Origin of the sequence: Staphylococcus sp. HMSC62D11 (assembly GCF_001839145.1) — a bacterium.
GTDB lineage: Bacteria > Bacillota > Bacilli > Staphylococcales > Staphylococcaceae > Staphylococcus > Staphylococcus lugdunensis.
On record NZ_KV840197.1, the window covers coordinates 398,872 to 415,322 of the forward strand.

At 33.5% G+C, this 16,451-nt stretch carries 12 protein-coding genes; 10 read left to right on the forward strand and 2 right to left on the reverse strand.

All coding sequences use genetic code 11. The features are described 5' to 3' along the window. Positions 1-9: 9 nt before the first annotated feature. The gene (locus HMPREF3267_RS10105; protein WP_002493130.1) at positions 10-291 is read left to right on the forward strand and encodes a hypothetical protein; all 282 of its coding nucleotides are present in this window, start codon (positions 10-12) and stop codon (positions 289-291) included. 296 nt (positions 292-587) lie between these two features. Continuing rightward, positions 588-953 carry a hypothetical protein gene (locus HMPREF3267_RS10110; RefSeq protein WP_002478440.1) on the forward strand — a complete coding sequence of 122 codons (366 nt, stop codon included), beginning with the start codon at positions 588-590 and terminating at the stop codon, positions 951-953. Between the two features lie 215 nt (positions 954-1,168). On the opposite strand, the gene argH is transcribed toward HMPREF3267_RS10110, so the two are convergent. Both argH and HMPREF3267_RS10120 read right to left on the reverse strand, forming a co-directional pair. Continuing rightward, the gene (gene argH, locus HMPREF3267_RS10115; RefSeq protein WP_002478439.1) at positions 1,169-2,551 is read right to left on the reverse strand and encodes an argininosuccinate lyase; all 1,383 of its coding nucleotides are present in this window, start codon (positions 2,549-2,551) and stop codon (positions 1,169-1,171) included. Continuing rightward, a complete protein-coding gene (locus HMPREF3267_RS10120; protein WP_002459540.1) occupies positions 2,541-3,746 on the reverse strand; it encodes an argininosuccinate synthase in 1,206 nt (401 codons plus the stop codon). The genes argH and HMPREF3267_RS10120 overlap by 11 nt, the downstream gene beginning before the upstream one ends. Positions 3,747-4,076: 330 nt before the next feature. On the opposite strand from HMPREF3267_RS10120, the gene HMPREF3267_RS10125 reads away from it, so the two are divergent. The 8 genes from HMPREF3267_RS10125 to HMPREF3267_RS10160 all read left to right on the forward strand — a co-directional run bounded on the left by HMPREF3267_RS10125 (position 4,077) and on the right by HMPREF3267_RS10160 (position 16,447). Beyond that, positions 4,077-5,408 (forward strand): glucose-6-phosphate isomerase, encoded by a 1,332-nt coding sequence (locus HMPREF3267_RS10125; protein ID WP_002478438.1) that lies wholly within the window; start codon positions 4,077-4,079, stop codon positions 5,406-5,408. 159 nt (positions 5,409-5,567) lie between these two features. Then, positions 5,568-6,143 carry a TVP38/TMEM64 family protein gene (locus HMPREF3267_RS10130; RefSeq protein WP_002478437.1) on the forward strand — a complete coding sequence of 192 codons (576 nt, stop codon included), beginning with the start codon at positions 5,568-5,570 and terminating at the stop codon, positions 6,141-6,143. 4 nt (positions 6,144-6,147) lie between these two features. After that, on the forward strand, positions 6,148-6,669 hold the full coding sequence (gene lepB / locus HMPREF3267_RS10135) for a signal peptidase I (RefSeq protein WP_012990899.1): 522 nt from the start codon (positions 6,148-6,150) through the stop codon (positions 6,667-6,669). A 13-nt stretch (positions 6,670-6,682) separates the two neighbouring features. Continuing rightward, positions 6,683-7,252 carry a signal peptidase I gene (gene lepB, locus HMPREF3267_RS10140; protein ID WP_002478435.1) on the forward strand — a complete coding sequence of 190 codons (570 nt, stop codon included), beginning with the start codon at positions 6,683-6,685 and terminating at the stop codon, positions 7,250-7,252. Between the two features lie 159 nt (positions 7,253-7,411). Beyond that, complete coding sequence (gene addB / locus HMPREF3267_RS10145) at positions 7,412-10,879, forward strand: helicase-exonuclease AddAB subunit AddB (protein ID WP_070823854.1); 3,468 nt, start codon at positions 7,412-7,414, stop codon at positions 10,877-10,879. Further along, on the forward strand, positions 10,876-14,526 hold the full coding sequence (addA, locus tag HMPREF3267_RS10150) for a helicase-exonuclease AddAB subunit AddA (RefSeq protein WP_062077419.1): 3,651 nt from the start codon (positions 10,876-10,878) through the stop codon (positions 14,524-14,526). The genes addB and addA overlap by 4 nt, the downstream gene beginning before the upstream one ends. Before the next feature lie 156 nt (positions 14,527-14,682). Then, a complete protein-coding gene (locus HMPREF3267_RS10155) occupies positions 14,683-15,585 on the forward strand; it encodes a fumarylacetoacetate hydrolase family protein (protein ID WP_002459533.1) in 903 nt (300 codons plus the stop codon). A gap of 472 nt (positions 15,586-16,057) precedes the next feature. Next, positions 16,058-16,447: a YisL family protein gene (locus tag HMPREF3267_RS10160; RefSeq protein ID WP_002478432.1), complete on the forward strand. Its 390-nt coding sequence runs from the start codon at positions 16,058-16,060 to the stop codon at positions 16,445-16,447. Positions 16,448-16,451 lie beyond the last annotated feature (4 nt).

A 16,451-nucleotide genomic window follows, 5' to 3' on the forward strand; every position in this document is an offset into this window, starting at 1 on the left:
GTATAAGATATGACTCGAAAGGATAATCAAAAGAATGACAATAAAGTTCCTGAAAAACACAGTAAAAATTATGAAGACAAGAAATCAAAAATAGATAAAGAAATAGAAGCAGAATTACTGGAATATTTAAATAGGGATAAAACTAATGAAAAAGAAGAGAAGCAGGAAAAGAAAAAATACAAATCGGCAATGTTTGTTGTTTTACTGATTATTGTTTTACTATACTTATTTAAAATGGGCAAACATTTTATGTATATTGATATTAATGCGCTGCTGCTATATTTTAGTTAATATTATAAGAATGTATATCTCATGCGTTATTGTAATAAGACTTGTTGTGAGAAGGATACCTAACACTTTCGCTAAATTGATTTAATGTGAACTTAGCGAAAGTTTTTTTATAAAAATGATTAGAAATTAATAGCATAGTTATCACAATAAAATATTACTGTAAATAACAAAGTTTAAATACAAACGCATGTCGATTCTTCATAAAATTTTAAAACTTAGCAGATATAATATATTACGTAAAGATAATTAATAATACTTTATTTGAAATCATCACATGTTAAAGGAGAACCATACCAGTGAATAAATTTAAATTATCCATCTACTTACTATCCATTCTTCCAATAGATTATTTTGGTTTAATTATAGATTATCATTATAAAGTGATGTGGGGATATATTCCGCTAGTTATAATATCTATTGCTCTCGGAATGTTTATTAAAAGCTTTAAGAGCTATGTCTCAACATTTATGATTAGAACAATAGGTATAGTAATATCTTTCATTTGTACGCATGTTTTTATGAATTTGTATGAAACATCAGGGTATTTTAAACCGTTCTATGCATCTGGTTATGCCATTTTTTTAGGAATAATCAGTCATATCATCATACTGGTAACGATAGCAATTACTTATACAATCACACCAAAAGATGATAAGTCTTAGGCAGTTTTATGGTAAATGCATATTTATGTTACAGCTTAAATTAGTGATTATCTGCAAGTAGGTCGAATAACCAATAGGCTAATTATTATAGAGGTAATTGGACTATTTTTCTATTCAAAATTTAAAAATCGAACTAGTGTTTTATCTCACCAGTCCGATTTATTATAGAACCAAAAGAAATCATTATAAAATGAAATCAATTTTTAATGAATGATTTATGATTCATCGAGTAATGCTTGCGCTACTTTAAGTTGATGTTTAACTGCATCAGGTCCCGTAGAACCATAGCTTTGGCGACGTTGTAAGCAATTTGCTGGTTTGAGGTAGTCATAGATATCTGCTTCAATGCGTGCGTCATAAGCCTGGTAGCGTTCTAGTGAGACATCTAGGAGGTAAATACCTTGTTGTATACATTCAAATACTATTTTTCCAACGATTTCATGTGCAGTTCTAAATGGGACGTTTTTAGTAACTAAATAGTCAGCTAACTCTGTTGCATTTGAAAAATCTTGTGTAACTGTTTGTGCTAAGCGTTCTGAATTAACAGTCATAGTTGCAATCATACCTTCAAATATTCTTAATGAACCTTTGATCGTATGCAAAGCATCAAATAATCCTTCTTTATCTTCTTGCATGTCTTTATTGTATGCTAGTGGTAACCCTTTAAGTGTTACAAGCATACTCATCAAGTGACCTGTTGTACGTCCCACTTTGCCACGGATAAGTTCAGCCATATCGGGATTCTTTTTCTGTGGCATGATAGAGGAACCAGTTGAAAATGCATCCGCAAGTGTAATGAACTTTGCTTCATCTGTTGACCAAAAAATAATTTCTTCGGCAAAGCGTGATAAATGAACCATTGTTAATGAAATATTGTGCAATGTTTCTACAATATAATCACGGTCACTAACGGCATCTAAACTATTTTCATAAACGCTAGCAAATCCGAGTAAGTCCTTCGTTTCATGTCTATCAATTGGATATGTTGTACCGCTTAAGGCTGCTGCACCTAATGGTGAGATATCTATACGTTTTAAGCTATCAGTAAAGCGTCCTTTATCACGTTCAAGCATCCAAAAATATGTCATAATATGATGTGCGAAAGATATAGGTTGAGCACGTTGTAAATGCGTGTATCCAGGCATTATCGTATCAACGTGTTGATTGGCAAGCTCAACGATGGTCTGTTGGAAAGATTTAATTAACGTTGTTATATCTAAAACTTGTTGTTTTGTATATAAATGCATATCCGTTGCAACTTGGTCATTGCGACTACGACCAGTGTGCAGTCGACCACCTGCAGCACCTATGCGCTCAATTAATTCATGTTCAATATTTAAATGAATATCTTCCAATGAATGTTTAAATGTTAATTTATGCTGATGAAAATCAGCTTGTATTGCTTTTAGCCCGTCTATAATATCCGCTTTGTCTTGTGTTGAGATGATACCTTGATTTGCTAACATTGTGGCATGTGCAATACTTCCTGCAATGTCTTGATCAATTAAGGTTTGGTCAAAATCGATGGACGCATTAAAATCATCTACCCATTCCTCGGGTTGCTGTTGGAAGCGTCCACCCCATGCTTTATTGCTCATTGCTATAGCCTCCATGTAACATGGCGTTGACTTGTGTTGGTAAGCCAAAGATATCAATGAAGCCAACAGCAGCTTCTTGATTGAATGCGTCCTCTTTAGTATAGGTTGCTAATTTTTCATCATAAAGCGTGTAAGGTGATTGTCTGCCATTAACGATGGCATTACCTTTAAATAATTTAATTCTGACATCTCCTTCAACATGTTGCTGTGTTGAATCAATGAATGTTTTTAAGCTGTCTGTCAAAGGTGAGAACCATAACCCGTTGTATGTTTGCTCTGCGAATTGTTTTTCAATGATCGGTTTGAAATGTGCCACATCTTTTGTTAGCGTAATGGTTTCAAGCGCTTTGTGTGCTTTTAAAATGACTTCAGCACCAGGCGTTTCATAAATCTCTCTCGATTTAATACCTACAAGTCTATTTTCTACATGGTCGATACGACCGATGCCATGTTTCCCAGCTAGGTCATTCAAAGTTAAGATTAGCTCATCTAAATCATAGGCTTTATCGTTCAATTTAACTGGAATACCTTTTTTAAATGATAGGATAATTTCATCAGCAGTATCTGGTGTCTCTTCAATAGGTGTTGTTAAATCAAATGCATCTTCTGGAGGCGTTGCATAAGGATCTTCTAAAATACCGCATTCATTTGCTCTGCCCCATAAATTTTGATCAATTGAATAAGGAGAATCATGATTGATAGATACAGGAATATTGTGTTTCAATGCATAATCAATTTCTTCTTCACGGCTCCAAGCCCATTCTCGCACGGGTGCAAATGTTTTTAATTTAGGGTTCAAAGCTTTGATTGCTACTTCAAAACGTACTTGATCGTTTCCTTTACCTGTACAGCCATGTGCAATACCAATTGACTGTGTTTGTTCAGCAATTTCTACCAATTTTTTAGCAATGAGTGGTCGTGATAATGCTGATACGAGAGGATAACTATTTTCATACATCAAATTACCTTTAATAGCATAGCTTACATAGTCATCACTAAACTCTTTCGTAGCATTGATAATATGGCATTCAATTGCGCCCATTTCTAAAGCTTTAGAGTGTACAGTATCTAAATCTTTTCCTTCACCGACATCTAAACAACAAGCTACAACATCATATCCTTTATCTATAAGCCATTTAACTGCTACGCTAGTGTCTAATCCACCAGAATAAGCTAACACGATTTTATCTTTCATTATATAGTCACCTCAAATTGTTTTCATAATTATCATTATGACTTTATCATAACAGAAAGGTAATGAAAATAAAACCGTTTTATTACATAATTATACATTTTATAACTTTATCATTTTTCTTTATTAGCCTTATATGTTCACATTTAAAGCTTTTTTGTAATTTCTAAAAAATATGAAAAATGCATAAAAAAGTAATGGTAGATTTTACTTTAATTTGATATCATTATCATTTTTTAAATAGCTCAAATTTAGTTCTAAGGACTTGAAATTTGAATAAGGTATACAAAGTTAGTAAAATTAAAGTAATCTACCCCACAGGAGGCTTTTTAAATGACGCATATTCAATTAGATTATAGTAAAACGTTAGAATTTTTTGAAAAACATGAACTAGAACAACAACAAGAAATTGTAAAATCAATTCATCGTACAATTCATGAGGGAACAGGTGCGGGTCATGATTTCTTAGGTTGGCTTGATTTACCAGAAAATTATGATAAAGAAGAATTCTCTAGAATTGTTGAAGCGGCAAAACGCATTAAAGCTAATTCTGATGTGCTTGTTGTAATTGGAATTGGAGGATCTTATTTAGGTGCACGTGCTGCAATTGAAATGCTAACCTCATCATTCCGTAATAATACAGAATATCCTGAAATCGTTTTTGTTGGAAATCATTTATCATCCACATACACTCAAGAATTACTCGATTATTTAGCTGATAAAGATTTTTCTGTTAACGTAATTTCTAAATCAGGTACGACTACTGAGCCTGCAGTTGCATTTAGATTATTTAAGCAATTAGTTGAACAACGTTATGGTAAAAAAGAAGCACAAACACGTATTTTTGCTACTACTGATAAAGCAAAGGGTGCGTTGAAACAACTTGCTGATAATGAGGGCTATGAAACATTTGTTGTTCCTGACGATGTTGGCGGACGATATTCTGTACTAACTGCCGTAGGTCTATTGCCTATTGCAGCAGCTGGAATTAATGTTGAAGCAATGATGATAGGTGCAAATAAAGCACGTAAAGAGTTATCATCTGATAATTTAGACGATAATATTGCATATCAATACGCAACGATTCGTAACGTTCTTTATAATAAAGGCTACACAACTGAAATGTTAATTAACTATGAGCCGTCTATGCAATATTTCAACGAGTGGTGGAAACAATTATTTGGTGAATCAGAAGGTAAAGATTTCAAAGGTATTTATCCATCAAGTGCTAACTATACAACTGATTTACACTCTTTAGGACAATATGTACAAGAAGGACGTCGTTTCTTATTTGAAACTGTAGTTAAAGTAAATCATCCTAAACAAGATATCACGATTGAAGAAGATAGCGAGGATTTAGACGGTTTAAACTATTTAGCAGGCAAAACAATGGACGAAGTCAATACTAAAGCATTTGAAGGTACGCTATTAGCACATACAGATGGCGGTGTTCCAAACATTGTCATTAATGTACCAAGATTAGATGAAGAAACATTTGGCTATTTAGTATATTTCTTCGAATTAGCCTGCGCAATGAGCGGTTATCAACTAGGCGTTAATCCATTCAATCAACCTGGAGTTGAAGCATACAAACAAAACATGTTTGCATTACTAGGTAAACCAGGTTATGAAGATAAAAAAGCTGATTTAGAAGCACGCCTATAATAGGTAATGGTTTATTAAAGTTTGTTGAGCCGATATGTGGTAATAGTGCCGCATATCGGTTTTTAGTCTTTCAATAAGGTATTGTAGGCGTTTATTTGCTACAATGTTTTTAAGTAAATAGCAATGTCAGACATTATTTATAGAAGGGATAGGTCACTCATGTTACAACAAATTGAACAATGGTTTGATGCGTTTCGAGATTTGGGCTATTTGGCTGGCTTTCTACTTCTATATTTAAGAGCTATGGTACCCATCTTACCGTTATTTCTTTATATTACAGTTGTTATTCATGCTTATGGATTTACTGTAGGAATTATTATATCTTGGTTGGGAATTGTAGCAGGTACATTTACAGTCTATCTTATTTGCAAACGATTTATTCATTCCAAATTTATGCTTAAAATTCAGCAAAGAACAGCGGTGAAAAGGCTTATTCATTTTATAGATAGACAAGGACCGGTGCCTATATTTATCTTACTATGCTTCCCGTTTACGCCCACTACGTTAGTGAATTTTGTTGCAAGTTTATCCCATATTAAGACTAAATATTACTTTATTATTTTGCTAATCTCTAAATTGATTTCTATATTATTATTAGGCATGATGGGCACAGGAATAACAACATTATTTACGCATCCTATTCGTGGCATATTATTGATTTTAGTTACAGTTGTATTATGGATTGTTGGCAAACAAGTTGAAAAGTATTTTATGGGTCAATCAAAGGAGAAGTGACAAGGTGCAAAAAGTTAGTCAATATATAATAGCTTTTATTGCTGCGATAATTTTTGTTTTCATTTTAAATGTTTTTATTATTCAAGGTGCAGTAGTAAAGCAACAGAACATGGCACCTGTTTTACAAAAAAATGATCGTGTCATTGTTAATAAAGTCAAAGTGACGTTTAACATACTACAACATGGCGATGTCGTTATGTTCCGACAACATGGTGATTTAAAGTTTAGTCGAATTGTCGGTATGGCTGGTGAATCAGTTGAAGTCAAGCAGGGGCAATTATATCGAGATGATAGACAAATTAAAGCATCATATGCTAAAAATATAAAAACAGACTTTCAGTTACGCAATTTACCTCATTCAGAAGGAGATATCATTCCACCTGATAAGTACCTTGTACTATCTGATGATAGTCGATTAAATAAGCAATCTCAGTCATATCAACTTATAGATAAAAAAGACATTATTGGTGATGTTAATTTAACTTATTATCCTTTCCATCATTTTCGTTATAACTATGAACGATAAAGGAGGTGTTTATGTGAAAAAGGAATTGACAGAATGGTTAATAGCTATAGCGGTAGGTATTATTTTAGTCATACTAATCATTAATTTTGTAGCGAAATCATATACCATTAAAGGAGACTCAATGAATCCAACATTAAAAGATGGCGATCATGTTCTGGTCAATATTATCGGCTATAAAGTAGGCACTGTGAAAAAGGGGAATGTCATTGTCTTCCATGCTAACCAAAAGGATGATTATGTTAAACGCGTTATAGGCACACCAGGTGACAAAGTATACTATCGAGATGATCAACTTATTATAAACGGAAAAAAAGTAAAAGAACCTTATCTCGAATACAATATGAAACGTAAGCAAGGAGAGTATATTACTGGATCTTTAGATATAAAAGATTTGGCCGGTGCAAAACATAATTCTAATGTCATACCTCAACATAAATACCTCGTGTTAGGAGACAATCGTGAGGTAAGTAAAGATAGCCGTGCTTTTGGCCTTATCGATGAAAAGCAAATTGTCGGTAAAGTGTCTTTAAGATTTTGGCCATTAACTGATTTTAAATTTAATTTTAACCCTGATATGAGCTAATGATATAGACAAGAGATGATTGCATTTCAATGCGCAACGTCTCTTTTTATTTATCATAAAAAGTATTTTCGATTATCTGCGAACAACCTCATAAAATCACTATATAGAAACGTATGTTCTGTGTTAAAATGAATTTAATAAAGGAGCGTGGCTATATTTATGGAATTTAATACATATATCGGAAGAGCTGGGACCGGCAAATCCTATCAAATGATTAGTGACATTAAATCAGAAATGAAACGCCAACCTCTTGGAGACCCGATTGTACTCATAGCCCCTACTCAAAGTACCTTTCAGTTGGAACAAGCTTTTGTAAGCGACCATGAATTGTATGGAAGTCTTAGAACAGAAGTACTACATTTTGAGCGATTAAGCCATCGTGTGTTTCAAGAAGTAGGTGGCTTATCAGAAGAACGCTTATCTAAATCAGCCATGGAAATGATGATTTATGATATTGTTCAAAATCACCAACAGGAATTAAAGCTTTATCATTCTCAAGCTAAATATTATGGCTTTAGTGAGAAATTAGCAGAACAAATACAAGATTTTAAGAAATATGTTGTAACACCTGAGGATTTGCAATCGCTTGTGACACAACATTCATTACCTACACGCATGCAACATAAATTAGAAGATATTGCATTAATATATAATGCTTTTGAGCGTCAAATTGCTGGACGTTATATCACATCAGAAGATAAGCTGAAGCAATTCATTAATGTTATGCCACAGTCACAATGGTTGAAGCGTGCTGAAATTTATATAGATGGTTTCCATAACTTTTCATCATTAGAGTACGACATTATCAAACATTTAGTGAAGTATGCTAAGAAGGTAACTGTACTTCTAACAACTGATGGAAATACTGATCCATTTAGTCTATTTAGAAAGCCATCTGAAGTATTACAACATTTAGAAGAAATTGCAGCAGAATTAAATATAACTTTAAATCGCAAACATTTTAACCAACAACATCGATTTACTAATCATGATTTGGTGCACTTAGAACAAGAATTTGATGCTTTACAAATTAATCCAATCCAACAACAAGGTCACATTCAAATACTTGAAGCAGCAAGTATACGAGAAGAAGTCAATGAAGTTGCACGACAAATTATTAAAGCGACGCGTGAGCAACACTTAAGGTATCAAGACATAGCTATACTGTATCGAGATGAAAGCTATGCATATCTATTAGCATCTATCCTGCCACAATTTGACATCCCATTTCATATTGATATAAAGAAATCTATGACACATCATCCTATCATGGAAATGGTGCGTTCATTAATAGAAGTTATGCGTACAAATTGGAGTACAGATGCTATGCTGCGCTTATTTAAAACAGATATCTTAACATACCAAATAAAAAACAGCAGTTATCTTATTGATTTATTAGAAAATTTTGTATTAGAACGCGGTATCACTGGGAAACGTTGGTTTGATGAATCTCGATTTCAAATAGAACATTTCCAGAAAATGGGGCGTAAAGAACATCAGCTTACACCTGAAGAACAAGAAACCTTTGAAAAGGTTGTGCAACTAAAAGATGATGTGGTTCATAAAATTCTCTATTTCGAACAGGCGATGAATGATGCGCATACTGTCATTGATTATGCTACGGCATTTTACGAAAGCATGGAATATTTTGAACTGCCTAATCAATTAATGACTATACGTGATACGTTAGAGGCTGATCATCGGTATGAAGAAGCAGAAGAAATTGATCAAATTTGGAATGGCATCATTCAAATTTTAGATGATTTAGTCACAGTATTTGGAACGACTGAGATGTCATTACAACGTTTTACCGAAGTACTAGATATTGGTTTAGAACAGTTAGAATTTGCCATGATTCCTCAAACGCTAGATCAAGTATCAATAGGGAGCATGGATTTAGCTAAAGTAGACAACAAGGCTAAAGTATTTATGGTTGGTATGAATGATGGCGTGATACCTCAACCGATTGCTTCTACGAGCTTAATATCTGATGAAGAAAAGAAATTTTTTGAAACACAAACTCATATTGAGTTGAGTCCAACATCAGATGTTTTGCAGATGGATGAAGCATTTGTATGTTATATAGCAATGACACGTGCGACACAACAAGTAACTTTTTCGTACAGCTTAATGGGTAATTCTGGCGATGAAAAAGAAATCAGTCCATTTTTGTCTCAAATTAAGCAGCTTTATACAAACATGCAGATAGATAATTTAAATTATGTTCATGCGCAACAACCATTATTACTCGTTGAACATGGCCATCAAACTAAAATTCATTTATTTGAAGCTTTACGTGCATGGCTTGATGATGAAATCGTTGCAGATACATGGATAGATACGTATCAAGTCATGCGAGATGATGCACAATTAAATGATGGACTTGATTATTTATTAACGTCATTAACTTATGATAATCACACTGTACAATTGAGTGATCAATTGGCACAGCAATTATATGGTAAAGCGATTAATGCCAGTGTGTCACGTTTTGAAGGATATCAACAATGTCCATTTAAACACTATGCTTCTCATGGGTTACGCTTAAATGAGCGTACGAAATATCAATTGCAAAACTTTGATCTTGGTGACATTTTTCATTCTGTATTAAAGTACATTTCTGACAGAGTTAATGGTGATTTTAAACATTTAAACGCTAAGACAATCAAACAGCTGACTTCTGAAGCACTTGAAGAAATTTTACCGAAAGTTCAATTTAATTTATTAAATTCTACAGCTTATTATCGCTATTTATCGCAGCGTATTGGCGCCATTATAGAAACGACACTTGGCGCATTAAAATACCAAAGTAGCTATTCTAAATTTAAGCCACAACGCTTTGAAACCGGATTTCGTCGCAAGCCTCATCAAGATGAACTTATGGCCGAATCACTTCAAACAACTCAAGGCATTCCGATTAATATAAGAGGACAAATTGACCGCATAGATACCTACACTGAAGATGATCAAAGTTATGTGAATATTATTGATTATAAATCGTCAAAAGAAAGTGCAAAGCTAGATTTAAAGAAGGTTTACTATGGTTTACAAATGCAGATGATGACATATATGGATATTGTTTTGCAGAACCATGAACGGTTAGGATTATCAGACACAATTAAACCAGGGGGATTGCTGTATTTTCATGTGCATGAACCTCGCATCAATTATAAACATTGGACTGATATTGATAATGTTCAGTTAGAATTAGATTTTAAAAAAGCGTTTAGAATGAGTGGATTAGTAAATAGCTCAGAAGAAGTGTTAAATGCTTTAGATTTAAGAATGGAACCAAAATTTGTGTCTGATATCATACCCGTGGGAAAAACAGCTAAAAACACTATAAATCAGCGAGGCAGTCAAGTCGCTGATGAAGCGACAATCATGAAGTTTATTGAGCATAATAAGCGTAACTTTATTGAAACCGCATCTAATATTATGGCAGGACATACAGAAGTGGCGCCATTAAAATATAAACAAACTTTACCTTGTCAATATTGTAGCTATCAGTCTGTTTGTCATGTTGATGGCATGATTGATAGTAAACGATATCGTACAGTTGATGAAACAATTAATCCTATTGAAGAAATCCAAGAGGCGGTTAAAGATGGAGGTGACGATGCATGATACCAGTCAAGCCCGAAGGGGTAATTTGGACAGATGCGCAGTGGCAAAGTATATATGCTAAAGGTCAAGATGTGTTAGTTGCGGCCGCTGCCGGCTCAGGGAAAACGGCAGTTTTAGTAGAAAGAATTATTCAACGTATCATCAGAGACAATGTTGATGTTGATCGATTATTGGTGGTTACTTTTACTAATTTAAGTGCACGTGAAATGAAACATAGGGTAGAACAACGCATTCAAGAAGCAGCACTTGAAGATCCTAATAATACGCATTTAAAGAATCAACGCATAAAGATACACCAAGCTCAAATTTCTACATTGCATAGTTTTTGTTTAAAGCTAATACAACAGCATTACGATGTGTTAGATGTTGATCCTAATTTTAGAACGAGTAGTGAAGCAGAAAACATCTTACTGTTAGAACAGACCATAGATGAAACTTTAGAACACTACTATGATGTGTTAAACAGCGATTTCATTGAACTAGCAGAGCAATTGTCTAAGGATAGAAATGACGATGACTTTAGAACAATCATTAAATCTCTTTATTACTTTAGTATTGCGAACCCCAATCCTTTTGAATGGTTAACCCAATTAGTGAAACCATACCAAAATGAAGCACAACAAGACAACTTGTTACAATTGTTGACAGATTTGTCGCGTATTTTTTTACGTGCTGCACAAGAGGCTTTAAGTAAAAGCTATGAAATATTTACTTTAGCTGAAGATACGGACAAGCAAATAGCTGTCATTGAAGATGAAATGGCTTTTATGACTAAAGCCTTTGATGGAGATATGATACAAAGTGATGTAATTGCAAATCATGAATTTGTCAGTAGATTTCCTGCATTGACTAAAAAGATAAAAGAAGTAAATGAAACTATGGGTGATGCACTTGTTGAAGCTAAAGCATATTACGATAAATATAAATCGCTTGTATCCAAAGTCCAAGCAGACTATTTCTCACGCAGTGCGCAAGATTTAAAGCGAGATATGCAAAGGTTGGCACCACGAGTAAATATATTAGCAGACATTGTTAAAGACGTTATAACTGCATTTGGTCAAAAAAAACGAAGTCGTAATATCCTAGACTTTGCTGACTATGAGCATTTTGCGTTACAAATATTAACAAATGATGATGGCTCACCTTCTCATATCGCGGAGATGTATCGCGAACAGTTTGCTGAAATATTAGTAGATGAATACCAAGATACCAATCGCGTACAAGAACAAATATTATCCTGCATTAAGACTGGTTCAGAAGCAGACGGTAATTTATTTATGGTAGGGGATGTCAAGCAATCTATTTACAAATTTAGACAAGCAGACCCAAGTCTATTTATTGAGAAATATCAACGTTTTAATGCAGAGGGTAACGGCACAGGTATACGCATTGATTTGTCGCAAAACTTCCGATCTAGAAAAGAAGTGTTAAGTACCACTAACTATTTATTTAAGCACATGATGGACGAAGAAGTTGGTGAAATTAGTTACGATGATGCTGCACAATTGTACTATGGTGCGCCATTTGATGAGGTGGATCATCCAGTAGAGCTGCGTACATTGATTGAAGCAGATAAAGAACATAGTGAACTAAATGGCTCAGAACAAGAAGCTGAATATATTGTTAAACAGGTGAAAGATATTTTAGAAAATAAGCGTATATTTGATATGAAAACGGGTCACTATCGTCAACCAACATATAAAGATATTGTTATTTTAGAACGTAGTTTTTCGCAAGCTAGAGACTTGCAACAAGCGTTTAAAGATCATGACATACCCTTTCACGTGAACAGTAGACAAGGCTATTTCGAACAAACGGAAGTGCGATTAGTTTTATCATTATTAAGAACAATAGATAATCCTTTACAAGATATTTATTTAGTAGGATTGATGCGTTCGGTCATCTATCAATTTACCGAAGATGAATTAGCTAATATACGTGTCTTCAGTCCTAATGATGACTATTTCTATCAATCTATTGTGAACTATATTAACCATGATTTGGCTAATAAAAAATTAGTAAAGAAACTACAAAATTTCATAGCTGATATTAAAATGTATCAGATTTATAGTCAAAGTAATCCAGTTTACCAACTCATAGATAAGTTTTACCATGACCATTATGTTATCCAATATTTCAGTGGTTTGATTGGTGGTAAAGGACGACGGGCCAATCTTTATGGATTATTTAATAAGGCTATCGAATTTGAAAATTCTAGTTTTAGAGGACTTTATCAATTTATTCGTTTTATAGATGAACTGATTGACCGCGGCCAAGATTTTGGCGAAGAAAATATCGTAGGTCCTAATGATAATGTCGTTAAAATGATGACTATTCATAGCAGTAAGGGATTAGAATTTCCATTTGTTATTTATTCAGGATTAACAAGGGAATTTAATAAGAAAGATTTACGGGAACAAGTTATCTTAAACCAAAAATATGGTTTAGGTATCGATTATTATGATATTGATAAAAATATGGCATATCCTTCACTGTCATCTGTTGCTTATAAAGCAATAACAGAAAAAGAAATGATATCAGAAGAAATGCGTTTAATTTATGTGGCATTGACACGTGCAAAGGAACAACTTATTTTAATTGGCAGACTTAAATCTACAAAAAAACTTGGAGAGTACGAAAAATTAGCTATTTCAGGTTCACATATAGCTGTTAATGAGCGTTTGACAGCAGAACATCCTTTTGAACTTATTTATGGTATTTTGTCGAAGCATAAGTCCTATGAACTGACACCGGATTTAATGTTCGAAAATGATATTGCAAATTTAGCAGAAAGCATAAGACCAAACGTAAATATCATTATTGATTATTTTGAAGATATTATTGAAGCTAATCATCAAGATATGAATGAGCAGCGTTCTATTTCGGATCTTAATACGTTGGATACAGGTAACGATGATATTAAGGCGAAAATTACGCAACAGCTTAAGTTTAAATATCCAAACGTGATTAATACCACTAAGCCTTCTAAGCAATCCGTATCTGAATTAAAACGACAACTGGAAACTGAAGAAAGCGATACGAACTACGATCGCGTTCGACAATATCGCATTGGTGTTGCGACATATGAACGGCCAAGATTTATGCGTCATGTTACGAAGCGTAAAGCCAACGAAGTAGGAACATTAATGCACACCGTCATGCAACATTTGCCTTTCAAACCTGAGCGTATGACAGAGGAAGCATTGGAGCAATATATTGATCATTTAATCACACAACAAATTATTGAACATGATGCTAAGAAAGACATTAAATTTCCAGAAATAATGACGTTTATTCAAAGTGATTTATATCTTGAAATCGCAGAAGCTGAACAAATTTATCGTGAATTACCTTTTGTTGTAAATCAAGCAAAAGTTGATAATATATCAGATAACCATGAAGACGTAGCGATTATTCAGGGTATGATTGATCTAATTTATAAGAAAGATAATCAATATTACTTTGTTGATTATAAGACAGATGCTTTTAATAGACGAAAAGGTATGACAGATGAAGAAATAGGAGAACAACTTAAAGAAAAATATCGCATTCAAATGCAATATTATAAAAATGCTTTAGAAACCATGCTCCATACTGAAGTAAAAGGTTCTTTATATTTCTTCCAGTTTGGTAGATTATCCATATAGTTCAGTCCAATCAAGATTTTTAAAGCGAAATTATTTGAACAAGGTTTGTCATAATGTATGAGCTAACTTTTGAAATTTTCGGACATATATATTTGTGATTTTAAGAAAATTATAGTTATAATATGAGTTAAGATATAGATGAGGAGTTGATAATGAATGAAATTCTTGTCATTCAAACATGAAGACGTCACATCTTACGGCGTGAAAGTAAAACGTGAAGATGCGGTTTGGGATTTAACAAAAGTATTTGCTGATTTTGCAGAAGGGGATTTTCATCCTAAATCATTATTAGCGGGCTTACAACAAAACCAAACGTTAGATTTTCAAGAACAAGTACGAAAAGCTGTTGTTGCTGCAGAAGATAGTGGCAGAGCAGAGGATTATAAAATAGCATTCAAAGATATTACATTTTTACCACCAGTGACACCGCCAAATAATGTTATTGCTTTTGGGAGAAACTATCAAGATCATGCGAGCGAACTTAATCATGAAGTCCAACGCCTCTATGTATTTACAAAAGCAGCTTCATCGTTAATCGGCGATAATGCTACAATTCCGAATCATAAAGATATTACAGATCAATTGGATTATGAAGGTGAACTTGGTATTGTTATTGGTAAATCAGGTGAGAAAATTCCTAAAGCTTTAGCGCTAGATTATGTCTATGGGTATACTATTATTAATGACATTACAGATCGTAAAGCGCAGGATGCTCAAGACCAAGCATTTTTATCTAAAAGCTTAACGGGTGGTTGCCCTATGGGACCATTTATTGTGACTAAAGATGAATTACCAACACCGGAAAATGTAAATATAGTGACTAAAGTAAATAATGATATCCGTCAAGATGGTAATACAGGAGAAATGATTTTAAAAATTGATGAATTAATTGAAGAAATTTCAAAATATGTCGCATTACATCCAGGTGACATTATTGCAACTGGTACACCGGCTGGGGTTGGAGCTGGAATGGAGCCACCACAATATTTACAACCTGGCGATGAAGTAAAAGTAACAATTGACAATATTGGTACGTTAACAACATATATTGCAGAATAAGTTAGTGTGTAAACATATAGTTATAGAGGTTAAGATATAAAACGTCTCTTACCTAATAACAAATCAGTCTGGGACATCATTATGTTTTAGGCTGTGAAATATATATTAGCAGTCGTTGACTGGATTAAAAATACGCTTATACTAAGCTTTTTTCAATCCTAGTCAACTTGCTGGGGCGGGACTACGAATTCATTATGAATTCTGTCCCGCTCACATTTTTGTTATTGAAATTATCGTTTTAACGTGAAAAATTCATATTCTGTATTTAGTGATGAAGGTTCCATGAATATTATACTTTAGTCTACGATTTCAAAGGCTTGTTTCCGCTGTTGTGCAGGTGCAAGGCTTTTTTAATTATGATTTGATGCACATGTATTGTTATAAATGTAAATGATGATGAATACAGTAGAGTGGTAAATATGTTATATTTATTTAAGTAATTATTGATATTTTTTAGTGGGGGGATAAAGTTTTGTTACATGTACATATTTTAAGCTGGGTGCTTGCGATTATAATGTTTATAGTGACATATCTTAATTATTCGAAAACACAAGGTGGAACGCCTACAGCTAAACCATTACATATGGTGTTGAGGGTTGTTATTTTGCTAACGTTAATCTCTGGATTTTGGATAATTATTAAAGAATTTGCAAGTGGTGGAGGCAACCACATGTTATTGACACTCAAAATGGTATGTGGCATAGCAGTAGTTGCTTTAATGGAAGTAACGATCATAAAACGTAAAAAGCATGAATCAACACAAGGATTATTTTGGACGACAATTGCATTAATTGTGATTACAATCATTTTAGGAATTATTTTACCACTTGGTCCATTAACCAAAATGTTCGGATTAAGTTAAATAA